Raw genomic sequence first — 18,833 nt, 5'->3', positions numbered from 1 at the left:
ATAAAAACGTAGGGCGCGCGGGATAAGTTCCTCGTATGTTCCCGGCGCATTTCGGGCGCTCCGGGCGAACTCCCTTACGCAGAAGCTCAGTCGGGAGCCCGCACGCCCCTGCCTCGCGCCCCGCACGCCCCCGTGGCAGCCCCGCCCCGGCCGGCGACTCCGCGCGCGGGGCCGCCGTGCGGCTCCGCGCGCCGACCGCCGCATTGATCCGTCTGTGGGCCGCCGTCGCGATTCGTCTACGAGCCGCCGTACAGGTCCGTGTACGAGGGGAACGTCCCGCCGGGTCCCGTGACCGTGCGGGCCGCGCGCACCGCCTTCACGATCGCGCGGGCCAGCACGTCCGCGCCCGCCGCCAGGATCTCGTTCACCGCCGCCGGGTCCTGCGGTGGCACCGGCACCCGTCCTGTGGCCAGCGTGAACACCGTGTCCCCGTCGGTCAGCAGATGCACCGGGCGCACCGCCCGCGCCAGGCCGTCGTGAGCGGTGCCCGCCAGCTTCTGGGCCTGGGCCCGGACCAGTTCCGCGTCCGTGGCGACCACCGCGATCGTCGTGTTGAACGGCGGTGCCCCGCCTCCGGCCGCCTCCGCCGCCTCCCGCTCCCGAGCCAGCCGCCGCAACGCCTCCGCGTGGACCCCGGGCGAGGGGTGCGCGGGCGGTTCCCCGGCCCCGTACTCCCCGAACAGCACCCCGGTCCGGGGATCGACCACCGAGCCCGCCGCGTTCACCGCGACCAGGGCGGCCACCGTCACGCCCGACGCCAGGCGCACGCTCGCCGTGCCGATCCCGCCCTTGAGCTGCCCGGCCACCGCGCCCGTACCCGCGCCCACGCCCCCCTCGGCCACCGGCTCCCCGTATCCCGAAGCGGCCGCCGCCTCCACCGCCGCGCGGCCGGTCGACGCGTCGGGCCGGGCCCGCCAGTCGCCGCCCCGGCCGAGGTCGAAAAGCGCGGCGGCGGGGACGACCGGCACCACCTGGGCGGGGTCCGGACCGACCCGGACGCCCCGGCCCTGCTCCTCCAGCCAGGCCGCCACTCCGGACGCGGCGTCGAGCCCGTACGCACTGCCGCCCGTGAGGACGACCGCGTCGACCCGCTGCACCAGATTGCGCGGGTCCAGCGCGTCCGTCTCCCGCGTCCCCGGCCCACCGCCCCGTACGTCCACGGCGGCCACCGCGCCGCCCTCGGGTGCCAGCACGACGGTCGTCCCGCTCAGCGCGCCCTTGCCGGGGACCTCCGCGTGACCGACGCGGATTCCGGCCACATCGGTCAGCGCGTCCAGCGGCGGCGGGTTTCCGTGCGCTGTGTCCTTGCCTGTCCTGTCCGTCGGCGCCTTGTCCTCCGGTGCCGTGTCCTCGGGGCTCATCGGGCGGCTCCTCATGTCGATGCGGGGTGTGCCTCGAACGTACCGGCGGACGAGGCTCGGTCGTACCGGCGGGCGGCGCGGTCGTAGCGGCGGACGAGGGACGGCCGTACCGGCGGGCCGGGCGTGGTCGTATCAGCGGGCGACCCACGAGGCGCGCGACCTCAGGGGCTCCGGGCTCCGGGCCCCGGCCCCGTGCGCCGGACTCCAGGCTCCGGCCCCGTGCGCCGGGATCCGGGCTCCGGGCTCCGGAAGCCGGGAATGAGTTCACGGACTCGTGGCCGGGGGCGAGGTCCGGAGGGGCGTCGCGGCTCACGAGCGCAGGTCCCCGGGACCGCCGGCTGCGGGGTAGGTACCCCGCGCCACCCTCCGGTCAGCCCGGGGAAGGGGGCCCTTGCGACTGTCCGGGCGAAGCACTCACCCCCGTAACACCTAAAACAGGTTCAATCACCCCAAATGGTCCTACGGTGGCCGGGTGACCGAGCCATCAGAAGCCTCTGCCGGAGCAACCGCCGGAGCAACCGCCGGAGCCGCCGCCGAAGCTGACCCTCCCGCCCCCGGCGACCCTGCGGGCAGATCCGCCACCGCCCCCGCCGCCCCCTCCGGCACCCGGTCCGTCACCACCCGGGCGACGCTCGCGGGGGTGGTGGTCTCCGCCCTGCTGATCCTGGCGATCGTGTTCGGCAGCCGTATGCTGCGCAACTTCGACTCGGCTCTCCTTCCCTACGCGGTGGCCACGGTCTTCCTCGCCTTCGGCGTCGCCTACCGCTACACGGTCTGGATCTCCGCCCCCGGTGCCCAGCGCCTCTTCAAGCAGGGCTGGCGGAGTCTCTTCTCGGTGAAGAACTTCCGCAGCGCCCCCACCGCCCTGCCGAAGATGATCGCCACCTATCTGGGCTTCCAGAAGTTCCTCGGCGCCCGGTCCCACGCCCGCTGGGCCGCTCACCAGCTGATCTTCTGGGGCTGCATCCTCGCCGCGATGATCACGTTCCCGCTCACCTGGGGCTGGTTCACCTTCACCTCCGGCAGCGGCTCCGGCCCCGGCTACGAGATGCGGATCTGGGGCTTCAAGATCCTCGGGTTCGACTCCCTCTCCATCCTCGGCTGGCTGATGTTCCACGGGCTGGACATCGCCGCCGTGCTCGTCATCCCCGGCGCCTCCTACTTCCTCTGGCGCCGGATGAAGGACCGCGGCGCCGTCACCGGTCAGCGCTTCGCCTACGACCTCGTGCCGCTCATCGCGCTCATCGTCATCTCCGTGACGGGTCTGCTGCTCACCTTCTCCTCGATCTTCCTGCACGGCGGCGGCTACCAGTTCCTGGCGATCCTCCACATGGTGTCGGTGGTCTTCACCCTCATCTACATCCCGTTCGGCAAGTTCTTCCACATCGTCCAGCGCCCGGCCGCGGTCGGTATGCAGCTGTTCAAGTACACCGGCCGCAAGGACGACAAGGTCTTCGCCTGCCGCCGCTGCGAGGAGCCCATCGACACCGGGCCCTACGTCGAGAACCTGCGCGGCACCATGCGCGACCTCCGTCTCGGCTTCGACGACTGGGCCGAGTACTGCCCCCGCTGCAAGCGGGTGCTGCGCGGCAACGCCTACCTCTCCCATGTGAAGAAGGGCTTCAAGTGACCGCGGAACCGCGAGCTGCCGCCGGCCGCCGTACGTTCATCCCGCTGGACCCCTCCCTGGCCCCGCCCGGCGCCCGCGCCTTCCGGGACGCGGGCGGCATCCCGGCCGACCAGTGGCACGCCGACCAGAACGGCGAGACGCTCGTGCCCACCCACTGCTGCTTCTGCGGCGTCCAGTGCGGGATGTATCTGCGCGTGGACCACGGCGGCAAGGTCTTCGGCGTCGAACCCCGCAACCACGACATCAACCGGATGCGGCTCTGCCCCAAGGGCATCAACGCCTACCAGCAGGTCAACCACCCCGACCGGCTCACCGCCCCGCTGATGCGCCGTTCCCGGGACGATGAGTTCCGCGAGGTCTCCTGGGAGGAGGCCCTCGACTTCACCGTCTCCGAGATCAAGCGCATCCAGCAGACCTACGGCAACGACGCCTTCGGGCTCCTCGGCGGGGCCAGCCTGTTCTCCGAGAAGACCTACCTGGTGGGCAAGTTCGCCCGGGTCGCGCTCAAGTCCCGGCACGTCGACTACAACGGCCGTCTCTGCATGGTCAGCGCCGCGGGCGCCAACAAGCTGGCCTTCGGCATCGACCGGGCCGGAAATCCCTTCTCCGACATCCTCCTCACCAACTGCCTCCTCATCGCCGGGTCCAACGTCGGCGAGTGCTTCCCCGTCATGACCCAGTACGTCTGGGGAGCCCGGGACCGCGGCGCGACCCTCATCGTCGTCGACCCGCGCGAGACCGCCATCGCCCGGACCGCCGACATCCACGTCGCCCTCAAACCCGGCACCGACTCCGCCTTCTTCACCTCCGTGCTCAACGTCGTCATCGAGGAGGGGCTCACCGACGAGAACTTCCTCGCCGAGCACGCCACCGGCTGGGCGGAGCTGAAGGCCAAGGCGGCCGAATACCCGCCCTCCCGCGCCGCCGCGATCTGCGGCATCCCGGCCGAGCAGATCGTCCAGGTCGCCCGCGCCTTCGCCCGCGCGCCGAAGGCCATGGCCTGGCACGCACGGGGCATCGAGCACCACTCGCAAGGTGTCGAGAACTGCCTGTCCGTGATCAACCTCTGCGCCGCCACCGGGCACATCGGCAAACCCGGCGCCGGATACGGCACCATCACCGGCCAGGGCAACGGGCAGGGCGGCCGCGAACACGGCCAGAAGTCCGACCTCCTCCCCGGCGGGCGCTCCATCATGAACGCCGAGCACCGGCGCCAGATCTGCGAGATCTGGGGCATCGAGGAGTCCGAACTCCCGCCCGCCGGAACCTCCATGATGGAGATGGTCTGGCAGATGCAGCGACGCGAGATCCGCGGCCTGATCGGCATCTGCAACAACCCGTTCGTCTCCCTGCCCAACTACCGGGTGGTCAAGGAGGGGTACGACACCACCGAGTTCCACGCGCAGTTCGACTTCTTCCTCTCCGAGACGGCCGCCAACGCCCACGTCGTCCTCCCCGTCACCACCTGGGCCGAGGACGAGGGGGTGATGGCCAACGCGGAAGCCCGCGTGGTCAAGCACAACAAGGCGCAGGACCCGCCCCCCGGTGTCCGGACCGACACCTGGGTCATCTGCGAACTCGCCCGCCGTCTCGGCGCCGGTGACAAATTCGCCTTCCCCGACTCCCGGTCGGTCTTCGACGAGCTGCGGACCGCCTCCGCCGGAACGGTCAACGACTACTACGGCATCACCTACGAACGGCTGGAGGAGACCGGCGGCATCGCCTGGCCCTGCCCCGCCACCGACCACCCTGGCACCCCGCGTCTCTTCGAGGACGGGAAGACCTACCACCCCGACGGCAAGATCCACCTCCAGGTCGTCGAGTGGCATCCGCCGATGGATCCGTACGACGACGAGTTCCCCATGTCGCTCACCACCGGGCGCACCGTCGCCCACTTCCTCTCCGGCAACCAGACCCGCAGGCTCGGCGCCCTCGTCGAGCAGACCCCGCGGCCCTGGGCGGAGGTCCACCCCTCCCACGGCTTCCGCAACGGGGAGCCCGTACGCGTCGTCACCCGGCGCGGCAGCGAGGTCTTCCCCGCCCTGGTCACCGAGGCGATCCGGCCCGACACCGTCTTCGTCCCCTACCACTGGCCCGTCCCGACCGCGGCGAACGCCCTCACCATCGACGCCCTCGATCCCCGCTCCAAGATCCCCGAGTACAAGGTGTGCGCCTGCCGGATCGAGCACGCCGACCGGATCGACGAGGTCCCCGCCCCGCCGGTCGCTCCCGGCCACGTCGCCTACCCGGAGACCCAGGTCTCCCGTACCGACCCCCTTCCTCCCACGTCCCCCCAGGGCCGTGGGACATCGGAGAGGAGCTGACGCCCCATGATGGGCAGAACGATCTTCATCGACCCGGGGCGCTGCATCGGCTGCCAGGCCTGTGTCTCCGCCTGCCGCGAATGCGACTCGCACCGCGGCACATCGATGATCCATCTCGACTACACCGACGAGGGTCATTCCGTCGCCTCCCTTCCCACTGTCTGCATGCACTGCGAGGACCCGGTCGCCCCGTGCGCCGAGGTCTGTCCCGCCGACGCGATCCTCGTGACCGCCGACGGTGTGGTGCAGCAGGCGGACACCACCCGCTGCATCGGCTGTGCCAACTGCGTCAACGCCTGCCCCTTCGGCGTACCGAAGATCGATCTCCAGGCGAAGCTGCAGATGAAGTGCAACCTCTGCTACGACCGCACCGCCTACGGCCTCGCCCCCATGTGCGCGACCGTCTGCCCGACCGGCGCGCTCTTCTACGGCACGATCGAGGAGCTCCAGGCCGAGCGCCCCGGCGTGCAGGTCGCCGACACCTTCGTCTTCGGCGAGACCGAGGTACGCACCGGCGCGGCCATGGTCGTCCCCGCCGAACGGGTCCAGTGGCCGGTCCCCGGCGGTTTGCCCGTCGTCGAGATCAACGGGAAGGACGTCCGCCGATGAGCGTCACCGAACAACAGCCGGGCGGCGAGCACACCCCGGGCGGCGACCCGCGCGAAGCGCTCCAGGACCGCATCGCCGCCGACTCCCTCACCACCCGGCGGGACTACCTCCGTATCGTCACGACCGTCTCCGGCGGTCTCGCCGTCGGCGGCATCGGGGTCGCCGCGGGCATCCTCCACCGTCACGGCGACGGCGAGGAGGGCAAGGCCCCCGAGGCGAAGCGCGTCGCGTCGGGGCTCCAGCCCGGCGAGTCCATCGCCTTCCGCTACCCCGGCGAGGAGGACCGGGCCGTCGCGATCCGCCTCGACGACGGGACGCTCGTCGGCTACTCCGCCGTCTGCACCCACCTCGCCTGCGCCGTCCTCTGGCGCAAGGACCGGGGCACCGAGGGCGAGCTGTACTGCCCCTGCCACGAGGGCGTCTTCGACGCCCGGTCCGGCGAGGTCACCGCGGGCCCGCCACCACGCGGGCTGCCCAAGGTCGTGGTCATCGAGCAGGAGGACGGCAGCGTCTGGGCCGTCGGGACGACCCGCTCGGGCGAGAGCGTCGAAGAGGGGCTGTGCCGACAGCTCGGCGGTGAACGCCCCGACCTCGCCGCCCGTATCGGCTGCCCCGACATCGGCGGCGGCGTCGAGTCCCCGCCCCGGGCCGCCGCGGCAGGGGCCCGCGACACCCGTGCCCGCGACACCCGCGCCCGGGCCACCGGTTCCACGGCCCCGGCCCACCGTGCCCCCGGCCCCGCGGCCGACCCGGCGCGGCCGTCCGCCGAAGCGTCCGCCGCCGAGCGCCCCGGCAGGCGGGCATGAGCGAATCCCGGCACCCCGAACAGCCGCTGCCGCCCCCGGGCAGCCACTTCCCCACCTACCACCCGGGCAGCGCCGACCCCGAGCTGAACCGGCCGGTCCACGAGCGGTACCCCCAGATCCGCCCCACCAGCGGCTACGGAGACCCTCGCGTCCGGCACACCGGCCCCGGGCCCGGGGCGGGCACCGACCAGGACCCCGAGCGCTCCTCGAAGCTGAACGCCCGTCTCGTCCTGGCCATGTCCGTCGTCGTCGGCCAGCTGTGGGGGCTGACGATCCTGATCGACGAGTGGATGGAGGGCAACACCTCGACCGCCTGGTGGGGGGCCGGATTCCTCTGCCTGTCCTTCCTCGCCGTGCTCGCCCTGTGGCTGCTCGATCCGAAGGACCGCTGACGGCCACCGTCCCCCGCCCCGGCGCTCCGTCCCCCGGCGCCCCACCCCTCGGCGGCTCCCACCTCGCGGTGGGCCGCCGTACCCTGGAGGCATGAGCGCCGCCCCCGCCCCCCGTCCGCGCGATGCGAAGCGGCAGCCGTCAGAGCAACGGCCGCCGGAGGGACCGAAGCCCAAACCGGTCCTGGTCTTCGACGATCCGCTGGACCGGCAGTCCGCGGACGATACGGACCAGGGGTGGGGTGAGCGTCCCTCGGCGGGCGGCAGCGCCTCCGACCTCGCCCGTTTCCTGGACGAGAAGCCGCCCCACCACCTCTGAGCACCGCCGCACCACGCGCGGAGACCCCATCGCTCCGGGAGGCCGCCGCACCGCGCCTGAAGGCCCCGCCACTTCCACTTCCGAAGGCCGCCGTACTGCGGGTGGAGGCCCCATCGCCTCGGAAGGCCGCCGCACCGGGCCCGAAAGGTGCCGCATCTTCGCCGAGCGGGCGGCCGGGGAGCTACCGGTCCTCGTGCGGGCCCGGAGCCGCCCCACCGCTCCCGCCCGGGGCGCCGCCCGACCTCGGACCACCTGAGGGACCGGCCACATCTCCGGAGCGCTGCGCGACGAGGGCGTCGCGGATCTCCTTCAGCACCTCCAGTTCGCTCACCTCGATGGTCTCCTTGACCCCCTCCTTGGCGGCCTGCGCCGCCGCCCGCCGGGCCAGGTACTTGGCCATCGGCAGCACCATCAGGAAGTACACGACGGCCGCGGTGATCAGGAAGCTGAGGGCGGCGCTGAGCACCGAACCCCACAGGATCTCGATCCCGTCCGTCTCCCCGGTGTCCGGGTCCGTGGTGCAGGGCCCCCGGAGGCAGGAACTGTAGCTCTCCAGGTCCTGCGTGCCGAACGCGCCAACCAGCGGATTGATGACGCCCTTGACCACGGCGTTCACGATGTTGGTGAACGCCGCGCCGATGACGACAGCCACCGCGAGGTCGATCACATTGCCGCGTGTCAGGAAGGCCTTGAAGCCCTCCAGCAGACTGACCTTCTTCTCGCTCACAGGTGAGCCTTCCTCCGGTTGTGCGGTGACGGGAGCCAATTGCCCCGTCACCTAAGGCGGGAAGGGACGGCACTGTCCAATCCGCTCCATCCCACGAGTGACATGAGAGCGTGTCAGTTCGCATCGGACACCGCCACCGCCAAGCGCCCCGACGTACCCGCGCCGAGCAGCGCCGTGGCCGTCGACCGCTCCACCGAGAGCAGCACCAGAGCCCCCGGCTCCGGGCCGCCCGCGCCGCCCTCCGGGCCGGAGTCCGGCACCTCCGCCACCCGTACACCCCGGGCCACGACGCGTGCCTCGTCGTCCGCCGCCGCACCGACGGCGATCACATCGACCCGGTCTCCCGGCCGCAGCAGCCGCACCGTCGCGGCGTCCGCGATCCGGACCGGCGCGGAGACCAGCCGCACCGACGGCCGGTCGGAGCCCGGTGGAGCCTCCGGGGCGGCGGTCTGCCCGGCCGCCCCGCCGCCCAGCCCCGTGGTGGCCAGTGCGGCGCCCGCCAGGGCGAGCCCCGCGGCCGCCGCCCGCCGCTGCCTGCGGACCAGGCGCCGCAGCCGGTCCGCGCCTCCGCCCCGCACCCGCAGTGGTGCGAACGGCCCCACCCCGCAGGGCGCGGGGACCGGCGCCGGAGGGCCGGGCGGCGGCTTCACCCGGCCCGCGACGGAAGCGCCGGAGCGGACGGGCTGGACGGGCGCGTGGTGGGCGGAACGAGCGGAGGAAGAGGAAGAGGAAGAAGAGGAACGGGTGGGATGTGCGGAGGACCGGGACGGGGACGAGAACGGGGACATGGCACCACCTGGGATCACGCGATGGATGACGGACGACACAAAGTGCCAGGACGGACGCAAGGAGACGAGGTCGGGCGCAAGAAGAAGGGGAGTCCGGACCAGGTGACCCGGCCGAACTCCCCTCACTTTTCCCGGTCCGCGCAGATCCCGCTGACCCCTGTGGACTGCACCCGCAGTGGGGAAAACTCCGTCACCCGTTCCGGTGACGCCATACGAGCACCGACACCCTTACGAGCACCGACGCCCTTACGAGCACCGGCGCCTCTACGGAAGCGCGATCCCCGTCTCGATCCCGTCCAGCGCGTGGGCGCACGCGCACACGCGGCTCTCCGCCTTCGGCAGCCCGGTCACCGCGTCGAACAGCACCGTGCGCAGCCGGTCCACGTTGGCCGCGAACACCCGGAGAACCTCCTCGTGGGAGACGCCGTCACCTGCTTCGGCGCCCGCGTCCAGGTCGGTGACCAGGGTCATCGTGGTGTAGCAGAGGCCCAGTTCCCGGGCGAGCACCGCTTCGGGGTGCCCGGTCATGCCCACGACCGACCAGCCCATCGCCGCGTGCCAGCGCGATTCCGCGCGGGTCGAGAAGCGAGGGCCCTCGACGACCACCAGGGTGCCGCCGTCCACCGGCTCCCAGCCCTGTCCGCGGGCCGCGGTGAGCGCGGCGCGGCGGCCCTCGGGGCAGTAGGGGTCGGCGAAGCCCAGGTGGACGACGTTCGGCGCGACGCCGTCGGCGCGGGTCTCACCGTCGTAGTACGTCTGCACCCGGGCCTTGGTGCGGTCCACCAGCTGGTCCGGGACCAGGAGGGTGCCCGGTCCGAACTCCGGCCGCAGGCCGCCGACCGCGCACGGCCCCAGCACCTGGCGGACCCCGACGGAGCGCAGGGCCCAGAGGTTGGCCCGGTAGTTGATGCGGTGCGGCGGGAGGTGGTGGCCGCGTCCGTGGCGGGGCAGGAACGCCACCCGGCGGCCGCCGATCTCGCCGAGGAAGACCGAGTCGCTGGGCTTGCCGTACGGGGTGTCCACCGAGACCTCGGTGACGTCCTCCAGGAAGGAGTAGAAACCCGAACCGCCGATGACGCCGATCTCCGCGGCCGCCTCCGATCCCCCCGCGTCCGCACCGGACGTGGCGGCGTCCGGTCCCACGATGCCCGCACCGGACGTGGCGGCCTCCGCGTCGACCATGTCCGTACCGGAGTGCGTGTCCTTCTGAGTGTTCACCATGCGGTCACCGTATCCAGGGGATGTCCGGGGGGTGCCCGGCAGGCCCGGCCGGGGGACAGGCGTCCGGGAAACGCCCGGACCCCGCCGAGTGGATCGGCGGGGTCCGGTGGAAGCGGTTGGTGGCGTACGCGGGCTCAGGCGGCCGACGTACCGCTCGACGAGGCCGACGCGGGGGCCGACGACGAGGAGGAGGTGGACGACGAGGCGCTCGTCTTCGTGTCCGAACCGGACTTCGAGGCCGTGGAGTCGGACGACTTCGCGGACGACGACGCCGGGGCGCTGCTCGACGACGAGCCGCGGCTGTCGTTCCGGTAGAAACCGGAGCCCTTGAAGACGATGCCGACCGCGGAGAACACCTTCTTCAGGCGTCCGTTGCAGTTCGGGCACACGGTCAGGGCGTCATCGGTGAACTTCTGCACCGCCTCGAGGCCCTCGCCGCACTCGGTGCACTGGTACTGATAGGTCGGCACTTGCTCCTCCTGGCACTCTCACTCAGTGAGTGCTAACGACGCTCCATAGTGACGTATTCCGCTGGATCAGTCCACTGCGACCGGCTCGCGGTGACCGATCCCACGTGCCACGGTGCGCCCCGGGGACCTCGGGGTCAGCCGCGAACGCAGGGCCAGCAGCGTCATCAGGGCCAGTACGGTACCGGCCAGCGGGACCAGGAAGCCGGTGCTCGCGCCGTGGCCGTCGGCGAGCTGTCCGGCCACGGTCACCGCCGCCGCCTGGCCGAGGGCCACCGCGCCGGTCAGCCAGGTGAAGGCCTCCGTGCGGGCGCTCGCGGGCACCAGCGCCTCGACGAGCGTGTAGCCGCTGATCAGCGCCGGAGCGATGCACAGGCCCACCAGCAGGCCGAGCCCGGCCAGCAGCGGCACCGAGTGCACGGCCCACAGCCCGGACGCGGTCAGCGTCAGCGCCACGTACCCGACGATCAGCCGACGGCGCGGGCTGCTCTTCCAGGCGATGGCGCCGCAGGCGATGCCGGCCAGCATGTTGCCCGCGGCGAAGATCCCGTAGAGCAGTCCGTTCACCCCGGGGTGGCCGATCTCCTCGGAGAACGCGGTCAGCGAGACCTGCATCCCGCCGAAGACCGCGCCGATGCCCAGGAAGGAGACCGCCAGGACCCGAACGCCCGGTACGGAGAGCGCCGAGGCGTGCGGTTCGGTGGCGGTCGCGGCGCTGCGTGCCGCGGGCTGGGTGGCCCGCTGCGCGGCGAACAACAGGCCGCCGATCAGCGTCAGGGCCGCCTCGGTGACCAGGCCCGCCGCCGGGTGGATGCCGGTGCACAGGGCCGTGGCGATGACCGGGCCCAGGACGAACGTGAACTCGTCCGTGACCGACTCGAAGGCCGCCGCGGTGGACATCAGCGGGGAAGCGGGACGGTCGGGGGTCGCGCCCAGCATCGCCGCCCAGCGGGCCCGCACCATCGGGCCGATCTGCGGGATCGAGGCACCGGTCGGTACGGCGGCGGCGAACAGCGCCCACAGCGGGGCGTCGGCCAGTGCCAGCGCGGTCAGCGTTGCCACGGAGACGGCGTGCAGGAGGACGCCGGGCAGCAGGACGGAGCGCTGGCCGAAACGGTCGGCGAGCTTGCCGCTCTGCGGGGCGAAGAGCGCCATGGAGACACCGGAGACCGCCGCGACGGCACCCGCGCTGCCGTAGGAGCCGGTGGTGTGCTGAACCAGGAGCACGATGCTGATGGTGAGCATCGCGAAGGGCTGGCGTGCCGCGAAGCCCGGGAGGAGGAAGGTCCACGCACCGGGGGTGCGCAGCAGTTGCCCGTATCCGGGGCGGTCGGAGACCGTGGCTGCCACGGTCCTTGCCTTTCTGCCGCCTGGTAGCCCCTGCTTCCCGGCGCCCTGGTGGGGCGGGCCGGACGGAAGCGGCCGAGAGCTGTCCTCTTCGCGCGGAACTGCGGTAGATGCCGGGCGGCCCACTGCCAGCGGCGGAGAAGCGCCGGGCCAGGAGACACCACGACCGCCATACGGTCGCGCCAGCTCTGCTTCAGACAGAGTTGGTCGTTCAGTCAGAGTGGGCGACCAGCAATGATCGACCACGATGCGCCTTCATGGTACAGGTGTGAGGCTCTGTGCGCCTGTGAATGCGCCCAGAGCATCCGGATCGGCCTGTGATCTGCGACGCGTCCACGGTGTTACACCTGCGGAGTCACCTTATGGATCACGCCAACCGTGCCCGTGACGCCAACCGCGCCCGTAAAGCCGACCGTGCCCGTAACAACGACCGCGCCCATGACGCCGACCGCGCCGACAGTGCAAGAGCGCATCCCAGTGCGAGAGTGCACCCCCCCGCCCGCGGCTCACGGGCGGGCCGTCGTGTCGGCGGCGCCGCCGAGCTTCTTGGCCAGCTTCATCGCCTGCGGGATGCCGGAGCCGGCCCCCGGAGCGGGGGCGGCGGGTGCTCCGGCGCCGCCCGGTGTCCTTCCGGAGCCGTTCGGTCCGCCCGTGCCCAGCCAGCCCGCCAGCTTGCCGCCCTCGGCGACCGCCCGCAGCCGGGCCTCGGCCGTGTCCCGCACCGGGTCGGTGGCGACCACGAGGAGTTCGTCCCCGCGGCGCAGGACCGTCGCCGGGGCGGGGACGAAGCTCTTCCCGTCCCGTACGACCAGGGTGACCGCCGCCCCCGCCGGGAGCCGCAGCTCGCCGACCTCGACGCCGTGCATCTTGGAGTTCGCGGGGATGGTGACCGACAGCAGGTGGCCGCGCAGCCGCTCCAGCGGCGCGGACTCGACGCCCAGGTCGTCCGTCTCGGCCGGGTCGTCGGCGATGTTCAGCTTGTTCGCGACCCAGGGCAGCGTCGGGCCCTGGATCAGGGTGTAGACGATGACCAGGACGAAGACGATGTTGAAGATCCGGGTGCTGCCCGCCACCCCGGACACCATCGGGATCGTCGCCAGGATGATGGGCACCGCCCCGCGCAGCCCGGCCCAGGACATCAGGACCTTCTCGCGGGCGGGCAGCCGGAACGGCGCGAAGCTCAGGAACACCGACAGCGGCCGCGCCACCATCGTCAGCACCAGGCCCACGACGACGGCGGGCCAGAAGTCGTCGACGAGGTCGTGCGGGGTCACCAGCAGGCCGAGCAGCACGAACATGCCGATCTGGGCCAGCCAGCCCAGCCCGTCGGCGAAGCCGCGGGTGGCGGGCCAGTGCGGCAGCTTGGAGTTGCCGAGGATCATCGCCGCCAGGTAGACGGCGAGGAAGCCGCTGCCGTGGGCCAGCGCGCCCGCCGCGTACGCCGAGACGGCGATGGCCATCACGGCGATCGGGTAGAGACCGGAGGCGGGCAGCGCCACGTGCCGCAGGCCGAGCGAGCCCAGCCAGCCGACCGCGATGCCGATGGCGGCGCCGATGGCCAGTTCCAGGGCGATCTCGGTGACCAGGACATACCAGTGCTCGACCGGGCCGACCGCGGAGAACGCGACGACCAGGATGACGACGGGGGCGTCGTTGAAGCCGGACTCGGCCTCCAGGACACCGGTGATCCGCGGCGGCAGCGGCACCCGGCGCAGCACCGAGAAGACGGCCGCCGCGTCGGTCGAGGAGACGACCGCGCCGATGATGAGGGCCTGGCGCCAGTCGAGGCCCACCAGATAGTGGGCGGCGGACGCGGTGACGCCCACACTGATGGCGACGCCGAGGGTCGAGACGACCGCGGCCGCGGGCAGGACGGGCCTGACCTCTTTCCACTTCGCGCCGAGTCCGCCCTCGGCCAGGATGACGACCAGCGCGGCGTAGCCGATCACCTGCGTCAGCTCCGCGTTGTCGAACTTGACGTCGAAGATGCCGTCCTGTCCCAGGGCGATCCCGATGCCGAGATAGAGGAGCAGGCTGGGCAGTCCGCTGCGCGAGGAGATCCGTACCGCCGCCACGGCGACGAGCAGGACGAGCGAGCAGACGAGCAGGAGTTCGTTGAGCGCGTGGACAGTCAGGGTGCCGGTCCTTCCCCGCGTGCGCCTGCCGGATCGTCCTCCGGCGGCCGGTTACTTCGTTACCTTACCTAATCTTTAACGATTTCTTGACGGCTTCGACTGTTCGTACGAGCCGGACGCAAACGGATGCATCCGTATACCGCGTCCGAGTGGCTTCTCCGCTGCGCCTATGGTTGCTCCTGCACCCCCAGGACCGCCCTGCCCCTCGAAGGACAGCGATGCCCGCCAATACAACCGCCTCTTCCGGCCCTTCCGACCCGAAGAAGCCCGGCAGGAGGAAGAAGGGGCGACGCGCCCGCCTGCTCGTGCTCGTCCTGGTGCTGGCGCTCGTCGCGGGTGTCGGATACGGGGCCTACTGGTCCGTCTCCACCGTCCGCGCCTCCTATCCGCAGACCACCGGGTCGATCACGCTCGACGGCCTCGGCGGCGAGGTCGAGGTCAAGCGGGACGCGTACGGGATTCCGCAGATCTACGCGGACACCGATGACGACCTCTTCCGCGCCCAGGGCTTCGTGCAGGCCCAGGACCGTTTCTGGGAGATGGACGTCCGGCGGCACATGACGTCGGGCCGGCTCTCGGAGATGTTCGGTTCCGGGCAGGTGGAGACCGACGCCTTCCTGCGGACGCTCGGCTGGCGGCAGGTCGCGCAGAAGGAGTACGACGAGGTCCTCAGCGAGGAGACCAAGAAGAACCTCCAGTCGTACGCGGCGGGCGTCAACGCTTATCTGAAGGGCAAGCAGGGCCGGGACATCTCGGTCGAGTACGCGGCGCTGGGGCTGACCAACGACTACCGGCCCGGCGAGTGGACCCCGGTCGACTCGGTGGCCTGGCTCAAGGCGATGGCCTGGGACCTGCGCGGCAACATGCAGGACGAGATCGACCGTTCGCTGCTGACCAGCCGTCTGGACAAGAGCCAGATCGAGGACCTGTACCCCGGCTACCCCTACGAGGAGCACAAGCCGATCGTCGAGCGGGGCGCGGTCTCCCCGGTCACCGGGAAGTTCGACCCGGAGGCAACCCCGCAGGGCGGCCCGGAATCGACCACCCCGCAGGGCGCGGCCGACGGCCTGAACACCCAGCTCGCGGCGCTCTCCGACACCCTGGACGAGATCCCGGCGCTGCTCGGCCCGAACGGCAACGGCATCGGGTCCAACTCCTGGGTCGTCTCCGGCGAGCACACGACGACCGGGAAGGCGCTGCTGGCCAACGACCCGCACCTGGCGCCGATGCTGCCCTCGCTCTGGTACCAGATGGGCCTGCACTGCCGGAAGCTCTCCGAGAGCTGCCAGTACGACACCGCGGGCTACACGTTCTCCGGGATGCCCGGGGTGATCATCGGTCACAACCAGGACATCGCCTGGGGCCTGACCAACCTGGGCGCCGACGTCACCGACCTCTTCCTGGAGAAGGTCTCCGACGACGGCTACCTGTACGACGGCCGGACGCGGCCGTTCACGGTCCGCGAGGAGACCATCAAGGTCGCGGGCGGCCGGGACCGGAAGATCACCGTCCGTCAGACCAACAACGGGCCCCTGGTCTCCGACCGGAGCAAGGAGCTGGACCAGGTCGGCCAGAAGGCCACCGTCAGCAACGCGGCCCCCGACCGCGCCGACGGCTACGCGGTCGCGCTGAAGTGGACGGCGCTCCAGCCGGGCAGGTCGATGGACGCCGTCTTCGCGCTCAACCGGGCCAAGGACTTCACCACGTTCCGGGCGGCCGCCGAGTTCTTCGAGGTGCCCTCGCAGAACCTCATCTACGCCGACACCGAGGGCAACATCGGCTACCAGGCCCCGGGGAAGATCCCGGTCCGCTCCAAGGGGTACGACGGGACGGTGCCCGCACCGGGCTGGGACCCGCGCTACCGGTGGACGGACTACGTCCCCTTCGACGAGCTGCCCTACGAGTACAACCCGGAGCGCGGCTACATCGTCACCGCCAACCAGGCCGTCATCGACGAGAGCACCTACCCCTACCTGCTCACCAAGGACTGGGGCTACGGGGCCCGCAGCCAGCGGATCAACGATCTGATCGCCAAGAAGATCAAGGGCGGCGAGAAGATCTCGACCGACGACATGCAGAAGACGCAGATGGACAACTTCAGCGAGATCGCCGCGCTGCTGGTGCCCGAACTGCGGAAGATCAACGTCTCCGACCCGAGCGTGCGCGAGGCGCAGAAGCTGCTGGACGGCTGGGACTACACCCAGGAGCCCGACTCGGCGGCCGCCGCGTACTTCAACGGAGTCTGGCGCAACATCCTCAAGCTGGCCTTCGGCAACAAGCTCCCCAAGGAGATGCGGGTCGAGGGCGACTGCCTCAACGTGCCTCCGGCCAGGAACAGCGGTCCGCTCGACGAGCAGCGGACGCTGGTGCGCGAATGCGGTCAGCGCGACGGCGACTCGGCGCAGCCGGACGGCGGCGACCGCTGGTTCCAGGTGGTCCGCGAGCTCGTGGACGACCAGGACAACGAGTGGTGGAAGGCGCCCGCCCGGGGCCGTGACGGCGCCCTGGAGAGCCGTGACGACCTCTTCGCCCGTGCGATGGCGGACGCCCGCTGGGAGCTGACCGCCAAGCTCGGCAAGAACATCGACACCTGGAGCTGGGGGCGGCTGCACCGGCTGATGCTGACGAACCAGACCCTCGGCGCCGAGGGCCCCGACCTGCTCAAGCGGGCGCTCAACCGGGGCCCCTGGAACCTCGGCGGCGGCGAGGCGGCGGTCAACGCCACCGGCTGGAACGCGGCGAGCGGCTACGAGGTCGTCTGGGTGCCGTCGATGCGGATGGTGGTCAACGTGGGGGACTGGGACAAGTCCCGCTGGATCAACCTCACCGGTGCCTCCGGGCACGCGTTCAGCGCGCACTACACCGACCAGACCGACAAGTGGGCCGAAGGCGAACTGCTCGACTGGTCCTTCGCGCCGAACGCGGTGAGCGAGTCCACCGTCGACACGCTGACGCTGAAACCGTAGGGGCCCCGGCGTCCTCGACCGTTGACATGTACGCCGACGGCGACGCTCCCGCACATGCCGTCAACGCTCCCGCGTACGCCGTCAACGCCCCCGCCCCCGGGTGCGCCGTCGGCGCTCACGCGGGGGCGGCCACCGGGTCACCGCTCGAAGTGCCGTACTCCGGCCGGGGTGACGACGGCGTCCACGGGGCGGTCGTGCGCTTCCGCGGGGACGTGCGCGAGCACCTCGTCGTCGTACAGGAGCACGACCAGCGCGGGGTGCGCCCCGGCCGCCGTCAGCCGGGCCAGCACCCGGTCGTAGCTGCCGCCGCCCCGGCCCAGCCGCATCCCCTCCCGGTCCACCGCCAGGCCGGGCAGCAGCACCGCGTCGGCCTCCAGGACGGCGGCGGGTCCCAGCCGGAGCCCGTCCGGCTCCAGGAGTCCCCGGCCGGCGGGCAGCAGGTGCTCCGCGCCCGCGTAGAGCGCCCAGTCCAGGTCGTTGTCGGCCAGGAGCACCGGCAGCAGGACCCGTACGCCGCGCTCGCGCAGCGCGTCCAGCAGGGCGCGGGTGCCCGGTTCGCGCCCCACGGAGACATACGCGGCGACCGTCCGGGCGTCGGCCAGCCGGTCCAGGCGCAGGGCGGCGGAGGCGAGAGCGGCGGCGTTCCGGGCGATGTTCTCCTTCGTCAGGAGGGCGCGGCCGGCGAGGAGTTCGCGGCGCAGGACGGCCTTCGGGGACGGCTGTTGCCCTGTCTCATCGGTGTTCACAAGCGGCTCACACGGTTCTCTTATGGGCATATTTAAGGACAAAGTTAACCGGAAAATCAGCTTCTGGATGGGTGCATCCGTTAAGGTCTGCACATGACTCAGTCGCCCTCCAGGATCAGCAAGGCCGTCATCCCGGCAGCAGGTCTCGGCACCCGGTTCCTGCCCGCCACGAAGGCCACTCCCAAGGAGATGCTGCCGGTCGTCGACAAGCCGGCCATCCAGTATGTCGTCGAGGAAGCCGTCGCCGCGGGTCTCTCCGACGTCCTGATGATCACCGGTCGCAACAAGCGTCCCCTGGAGGACCACTTCGACCGCAACTACGAGCTGGAGTCCGCGCTCACCCGCAAGGGAGACGCCGAACGCCTCGGCAAGGTCCAGGAGTCCAGCGACCTGGCCACCATGCACTACGTGCGTCAGGGCGATCCGCGCGGCCTCGGGCACGCCGTGCTGTGCGCCGCCCCGCACGTCGGCGACCAGCCGTTCGCGGTGCTGCTCGGCGACGACCTGATCGACCCGCGCGACGCGCTGCTGGCCCGCATGGTCGAGGTCCAGGAGCGCGAGGGCGGCAGCGTCGTCGCGCTGATGGAGGTCGACCCCGCGCAGATCCACCTCTACGGCTGCGCGGCCGCGGACGCCACCGTCGACGGCGACGTCGTCCGCGTCACCGACCTGGTCGAGAAGCCGGACCCGGCGGACGCCCCCAGCAACCTCGCCGTCATCGGCCGGTACGTCCTGGACCCCGCCGTCTTCGACGTACTGCGGCACACCGAGCCGGGCCGCGGCGGCGAGATCCAGCTCACCGACGCGCTCCAGCTGCTGGCCGCGGACGAGAAGATCGGCGGGCCCGTGCACGGCGTCGTCTTCAAGGGCCGCCGCTACGACACCGGTGACCGCGGCGACTACCTGCGCGCCATTGTCAGACTGGCGTGCGAACGTGAGGACCTGGGGCCGGACTTCCGGTCCTGGCTGCGCAAGTACGTCACCGAGGAGATGTGACC

The 18,833-nt window shown here is 71.6% G+C and carries 16 protein-coding genes; 8 read left to right on the top strand and 8 right to left on the bottom strand.

All coding sequences use genetic code 11. From position 1 onward, the window contains the following. Positions 1-236 precede the first annotated feature (236 nt). Complete coding sequence (locus ACIRRU_RS02905; protein WP_403675320.1) at positions 237-1,361, bottom strand: P1 family peptidase; 1,125 nt, start codon at positions 1,359-1,361, stop codon at positions 237-239. A 472-nt stretch (positions 1,362-1,833) separates the two neighbouring features. Between ACIRRU_RS02905 and ACIRRU_RS02900 the strand changes: the two genes are divergently transcribed. The 6 genes from ACIRRU_RS02900 (at position 1,834) to ACIRRU_RS02875 (ending at position 7,438) form a co-directional block, all read left to right on the top strand. Beyond that, positions 1,834-2,991, top strand: coding sequence for an MFS transporter (locus ACIRRU_RS02900; RefSeq protein ID WP_403675317.1), 1,158 nt, complete (start codon positions 1,834-1,836; stop codon positions 2,989-2,991). Then, the gene (locus tag ACIRRU_RS02895) at positions 2,988-5,315 is read left to right on the top strand and encodes a molybdopterin oxidoreductase family protein (protein WP_403675314.1); all 2,328 of its coding nucleotides are present in this window, start codon (positions 2,988-2,990) and stop codon (positions 5,313-5,315) included. Before ACIRRU_RS02900 ends, ACIRRU_RS02895 begins: the two co-directional genes overlap by 4 nt. Positions 5,316-5,321: 6 nt before the next feature. Next, positions 5,322-5,924, top strand: coding sequence for a 4Fe-4S dicluster domain-containing protein (locus ACIRRU_RS02890; RefSeq protein WP_363201152.1), 603 nt, complete (start codon positions 5,322-5,324; stop codon positions 5,922-5,924). Beyond that, the gene (locus ACIRRU_RS02885; protein ID WP_403675311.1) at positions 5,921-6,730 is read left to right on the top strand and encodes a ubiquinol-cytochrome c reductase iron-sulfur subunit; all 810 of its coding nucleotides are present in this window, start codon (positions 5,921-5,923) and stop codon (positions 6,728-6,730) included. Before ACIRRU_RS02890 ends, ACIRRU_RS02885 begins: the two co-directional genes overlap by 4 nt. Continuing rightward, positions 6,727-7,122, top strand: coding sequence for a hypothetical protein (locus tag ACIRRU_RS02880; RefSeq protein WP_363201154.1), 396 nt, complete (start codon positions 6,727-6,729; stop codon positions 7,120-7,122). The genes ACIRRU_RS02885 and ACIRRU_RS02880 overlap by 4 nt, the downstream gene beginning before the upstream one ends. Before the next feature lie 91 nt (positions 7,123-7,213). Then, the gene (locus ACIRRU_RS02875) at positions 7,214-7,438 is read left to right on the top strand and encodes a hypothetical protein (protein WP_403675309.1); all 225 of its coding nucleotides are present in this window, start codon (positions 7,214-7,216) and stop codon (positions 7,436-7,438) included. 181 nt (positions 7,439-7,619) lie between these two features. Here the strand turns inward: ACIRRU_RS02875 and ACIRRU_RS02870 are convergent, their stop codons facing one another. The 6 genes from ACIRRU_RS02870 to ACIRRU_RS02845 form a co-directional block, all read right to left on the bottom strand. Beyond that, positions 7,620-8,165, bottom strand: a complete 546-nt coding sequence (locus ACIRRU_RS02870) for an MscL family protein (RefSeq protein WP_403675306.1) — start codon at positions 8,163-8,165, stop codon at positions 7,620-7,622. Between the two features lie 113 nt (positions 8,166-8,278). Next, entirely contained in the window at positions 8,279-8,767 is a 489-nt protein-coding gene (locus ACIRRU_RS02865; RefSeq protein ID WP_403675622.1) for an RcpC/CpaB family pilus assembly protein, read from the bottom strand. A gap of 450 nt (positions 8,768-9,217) precedes the next feature. After that, positions 9,218-10,174 carry an S-methyl-5'-thioadenosine phosphorylase gene (locus ACIRRU_RS02860; RefSeq protein ID WP_403675303.1) on the bottom strand — a complete coding sequence of 319 codons (957 nt, stop codon included), beginning with the start codon at positions 10,172-10,174 and terminating at the stop codon, positions 9,218-9,220. A gap of 134 nt (positions 10,175-10,308) precedes the next feature. Next, the gene (locus ACIRRU_RS02855) at positions 10,309-10,644 is read right to left on the bottom strand and encodes an FmdB family zinc ribbon protein (protein WP_403675301.1); all 336 of its coding nucleotides are present in this window, start codon (positions 10,642-10,644) and stop codon (positions 10,309-10,311) included. A gap of 66 nt (positions 10,645-10,710) precedes the next feature. Further along, positions 10,711-11,991, bottom strand: a complete 1,281-nt coding sequence (locus ACIRRU_RS02850; protein WP_403675298.1) for an MFS transporter — start codon at positions 11,989-11,991, stop codon at positions 10,711-10,713. 503 nt (positions 11,992-12,494) lie between these two features. Further along, the gene (locus ACIRRU_RS02845) at positions 12,495-14,063 is read right to left on the bottom strand and encodes a potassium/proton antiporter (RefSeq protein ID WP_403675296.1); all 1,569 of its coding nucleotides are present in this window, start codon (positions 14,061-14,063) and stop codon (positions 12,495-12,497) included. A gap of 278 nt (positions 14,064-14,341) precedes the next feature. On the opposite strand from ACIRRU_RS02845, the gene ACIRRU_RS02840 reads away from it, so the two are divergent. Beyond that, the gene (locus ACIRRU_RS02840) at positions 14,342-17,089 is read left to right on the top strand and encodes a penicillin acylase family protein (RefSeq protein ID WP_403675295.1); all 2,748 of its coding nucleotides are present in this window, start codon (positions 14,342-14,344) and stop codon (positions 17,087-17,089) included. A gap of 137 nt (positions 17,090-17,226) precedes the next feature. Here the strand turns inward: ACIRRU_RS02840 and ACIRRU_RS02835 are convergent, their stop codons facing one another. Continuing rightward, entirely contained in the window at positions 17,227-17,835 is a 609-nt protein-coding gene (locus ACIRRU_RS02835; protein WP_403675292.1) for a 5-formyltetrahydrofolate cyclo-ligase, read from the bottom strand. Between the two features lie 93 nt (positions 17,836-17,928). Between ACIRRU_RS02835 and galU the strand changes: the two genes are divergently transcribed. Further along, entirely contained in the window at positions 17,929-18,831 is a 903-nt protein-coding gene (galU, locus tag ACIRRU_RS02830) for a UTP--glucose-1-phosphate uridylyltransferase GalU (RefSeq protein WP_403675290.1), read from the top strand. Positions 18,832-18,833: the final 2 nt, after the last annotated feature.

This window comes from Streptomyces sp. NPDC101181, from assembly GCF_044767975.1.
Lineage (GTDB): Bacteria > Actinomycetota > Actinomycetes > Streptomycetales > Streptomycetaceae > Streptomyces.
The sequence above is the reverse complement of the archived record's forward strand: the minus strand, read 5'-3'. Positions and strand labels throughout refer to the sequence as shown.

Coding starts and splice junctions, on each gene's coding strand:
- ACIRRU_RS02875 (WP_403675309.1), top strand. CDS start 7,214: ATGAGCGCCGCCCCCGCCCCCCGTCCGCGCGATGCGAAGCGGCAGCCG.
- ACIRRU_RS02860 (WP_403675303.1), bottom strand. CDS start 10,174: ATGGTGAACACTCAGAAGGACACGCACTCCGGTACGGACATGGTCGAC.
- ACIRRU_RS02840 (WP_403675295.1), top strand. CDS start 14,342: ATGCCCGCCAATACAACCGCCTCTTCCGGCCCTTCCGACCCGAAGAAG.
- ACIRRU_RS02890 (WP_363201152.1), top strand. CDS start 5,322: ATGATGGGCAGAACGATCTTCATCGACCCGGGGCGCTGCATCGGCTGC.
- galU (WP_403675290.1), top strand. CDS start 17,929: ATGACTCAGTCGCCCTCCAGGATCAGCAAGGCCGTCATCCCGGCAGCA.
- ACIRRU_RS02885 (WP_403675311.1), top strand. CDS start 5,921: ATGAGCGTCACCGAACAACAGCCGGGCGGCGAGCACACCCCGGGCGGC.
- ACIRRU_RS02880 (WP_363201154.1), top strand. CDS start 6,727: ATGAGCGAATCCCGGCACCCCGAACAGCCGCTGCCGCCCCCGGGCAGC.
- ACIRRU_RS02905 (WP_403675320.1), bottom strand. CDS start 1,361: ATGAGCCCCGAGGACACGGCACCGGAGGACAAGGCGCCGACGGACAGG.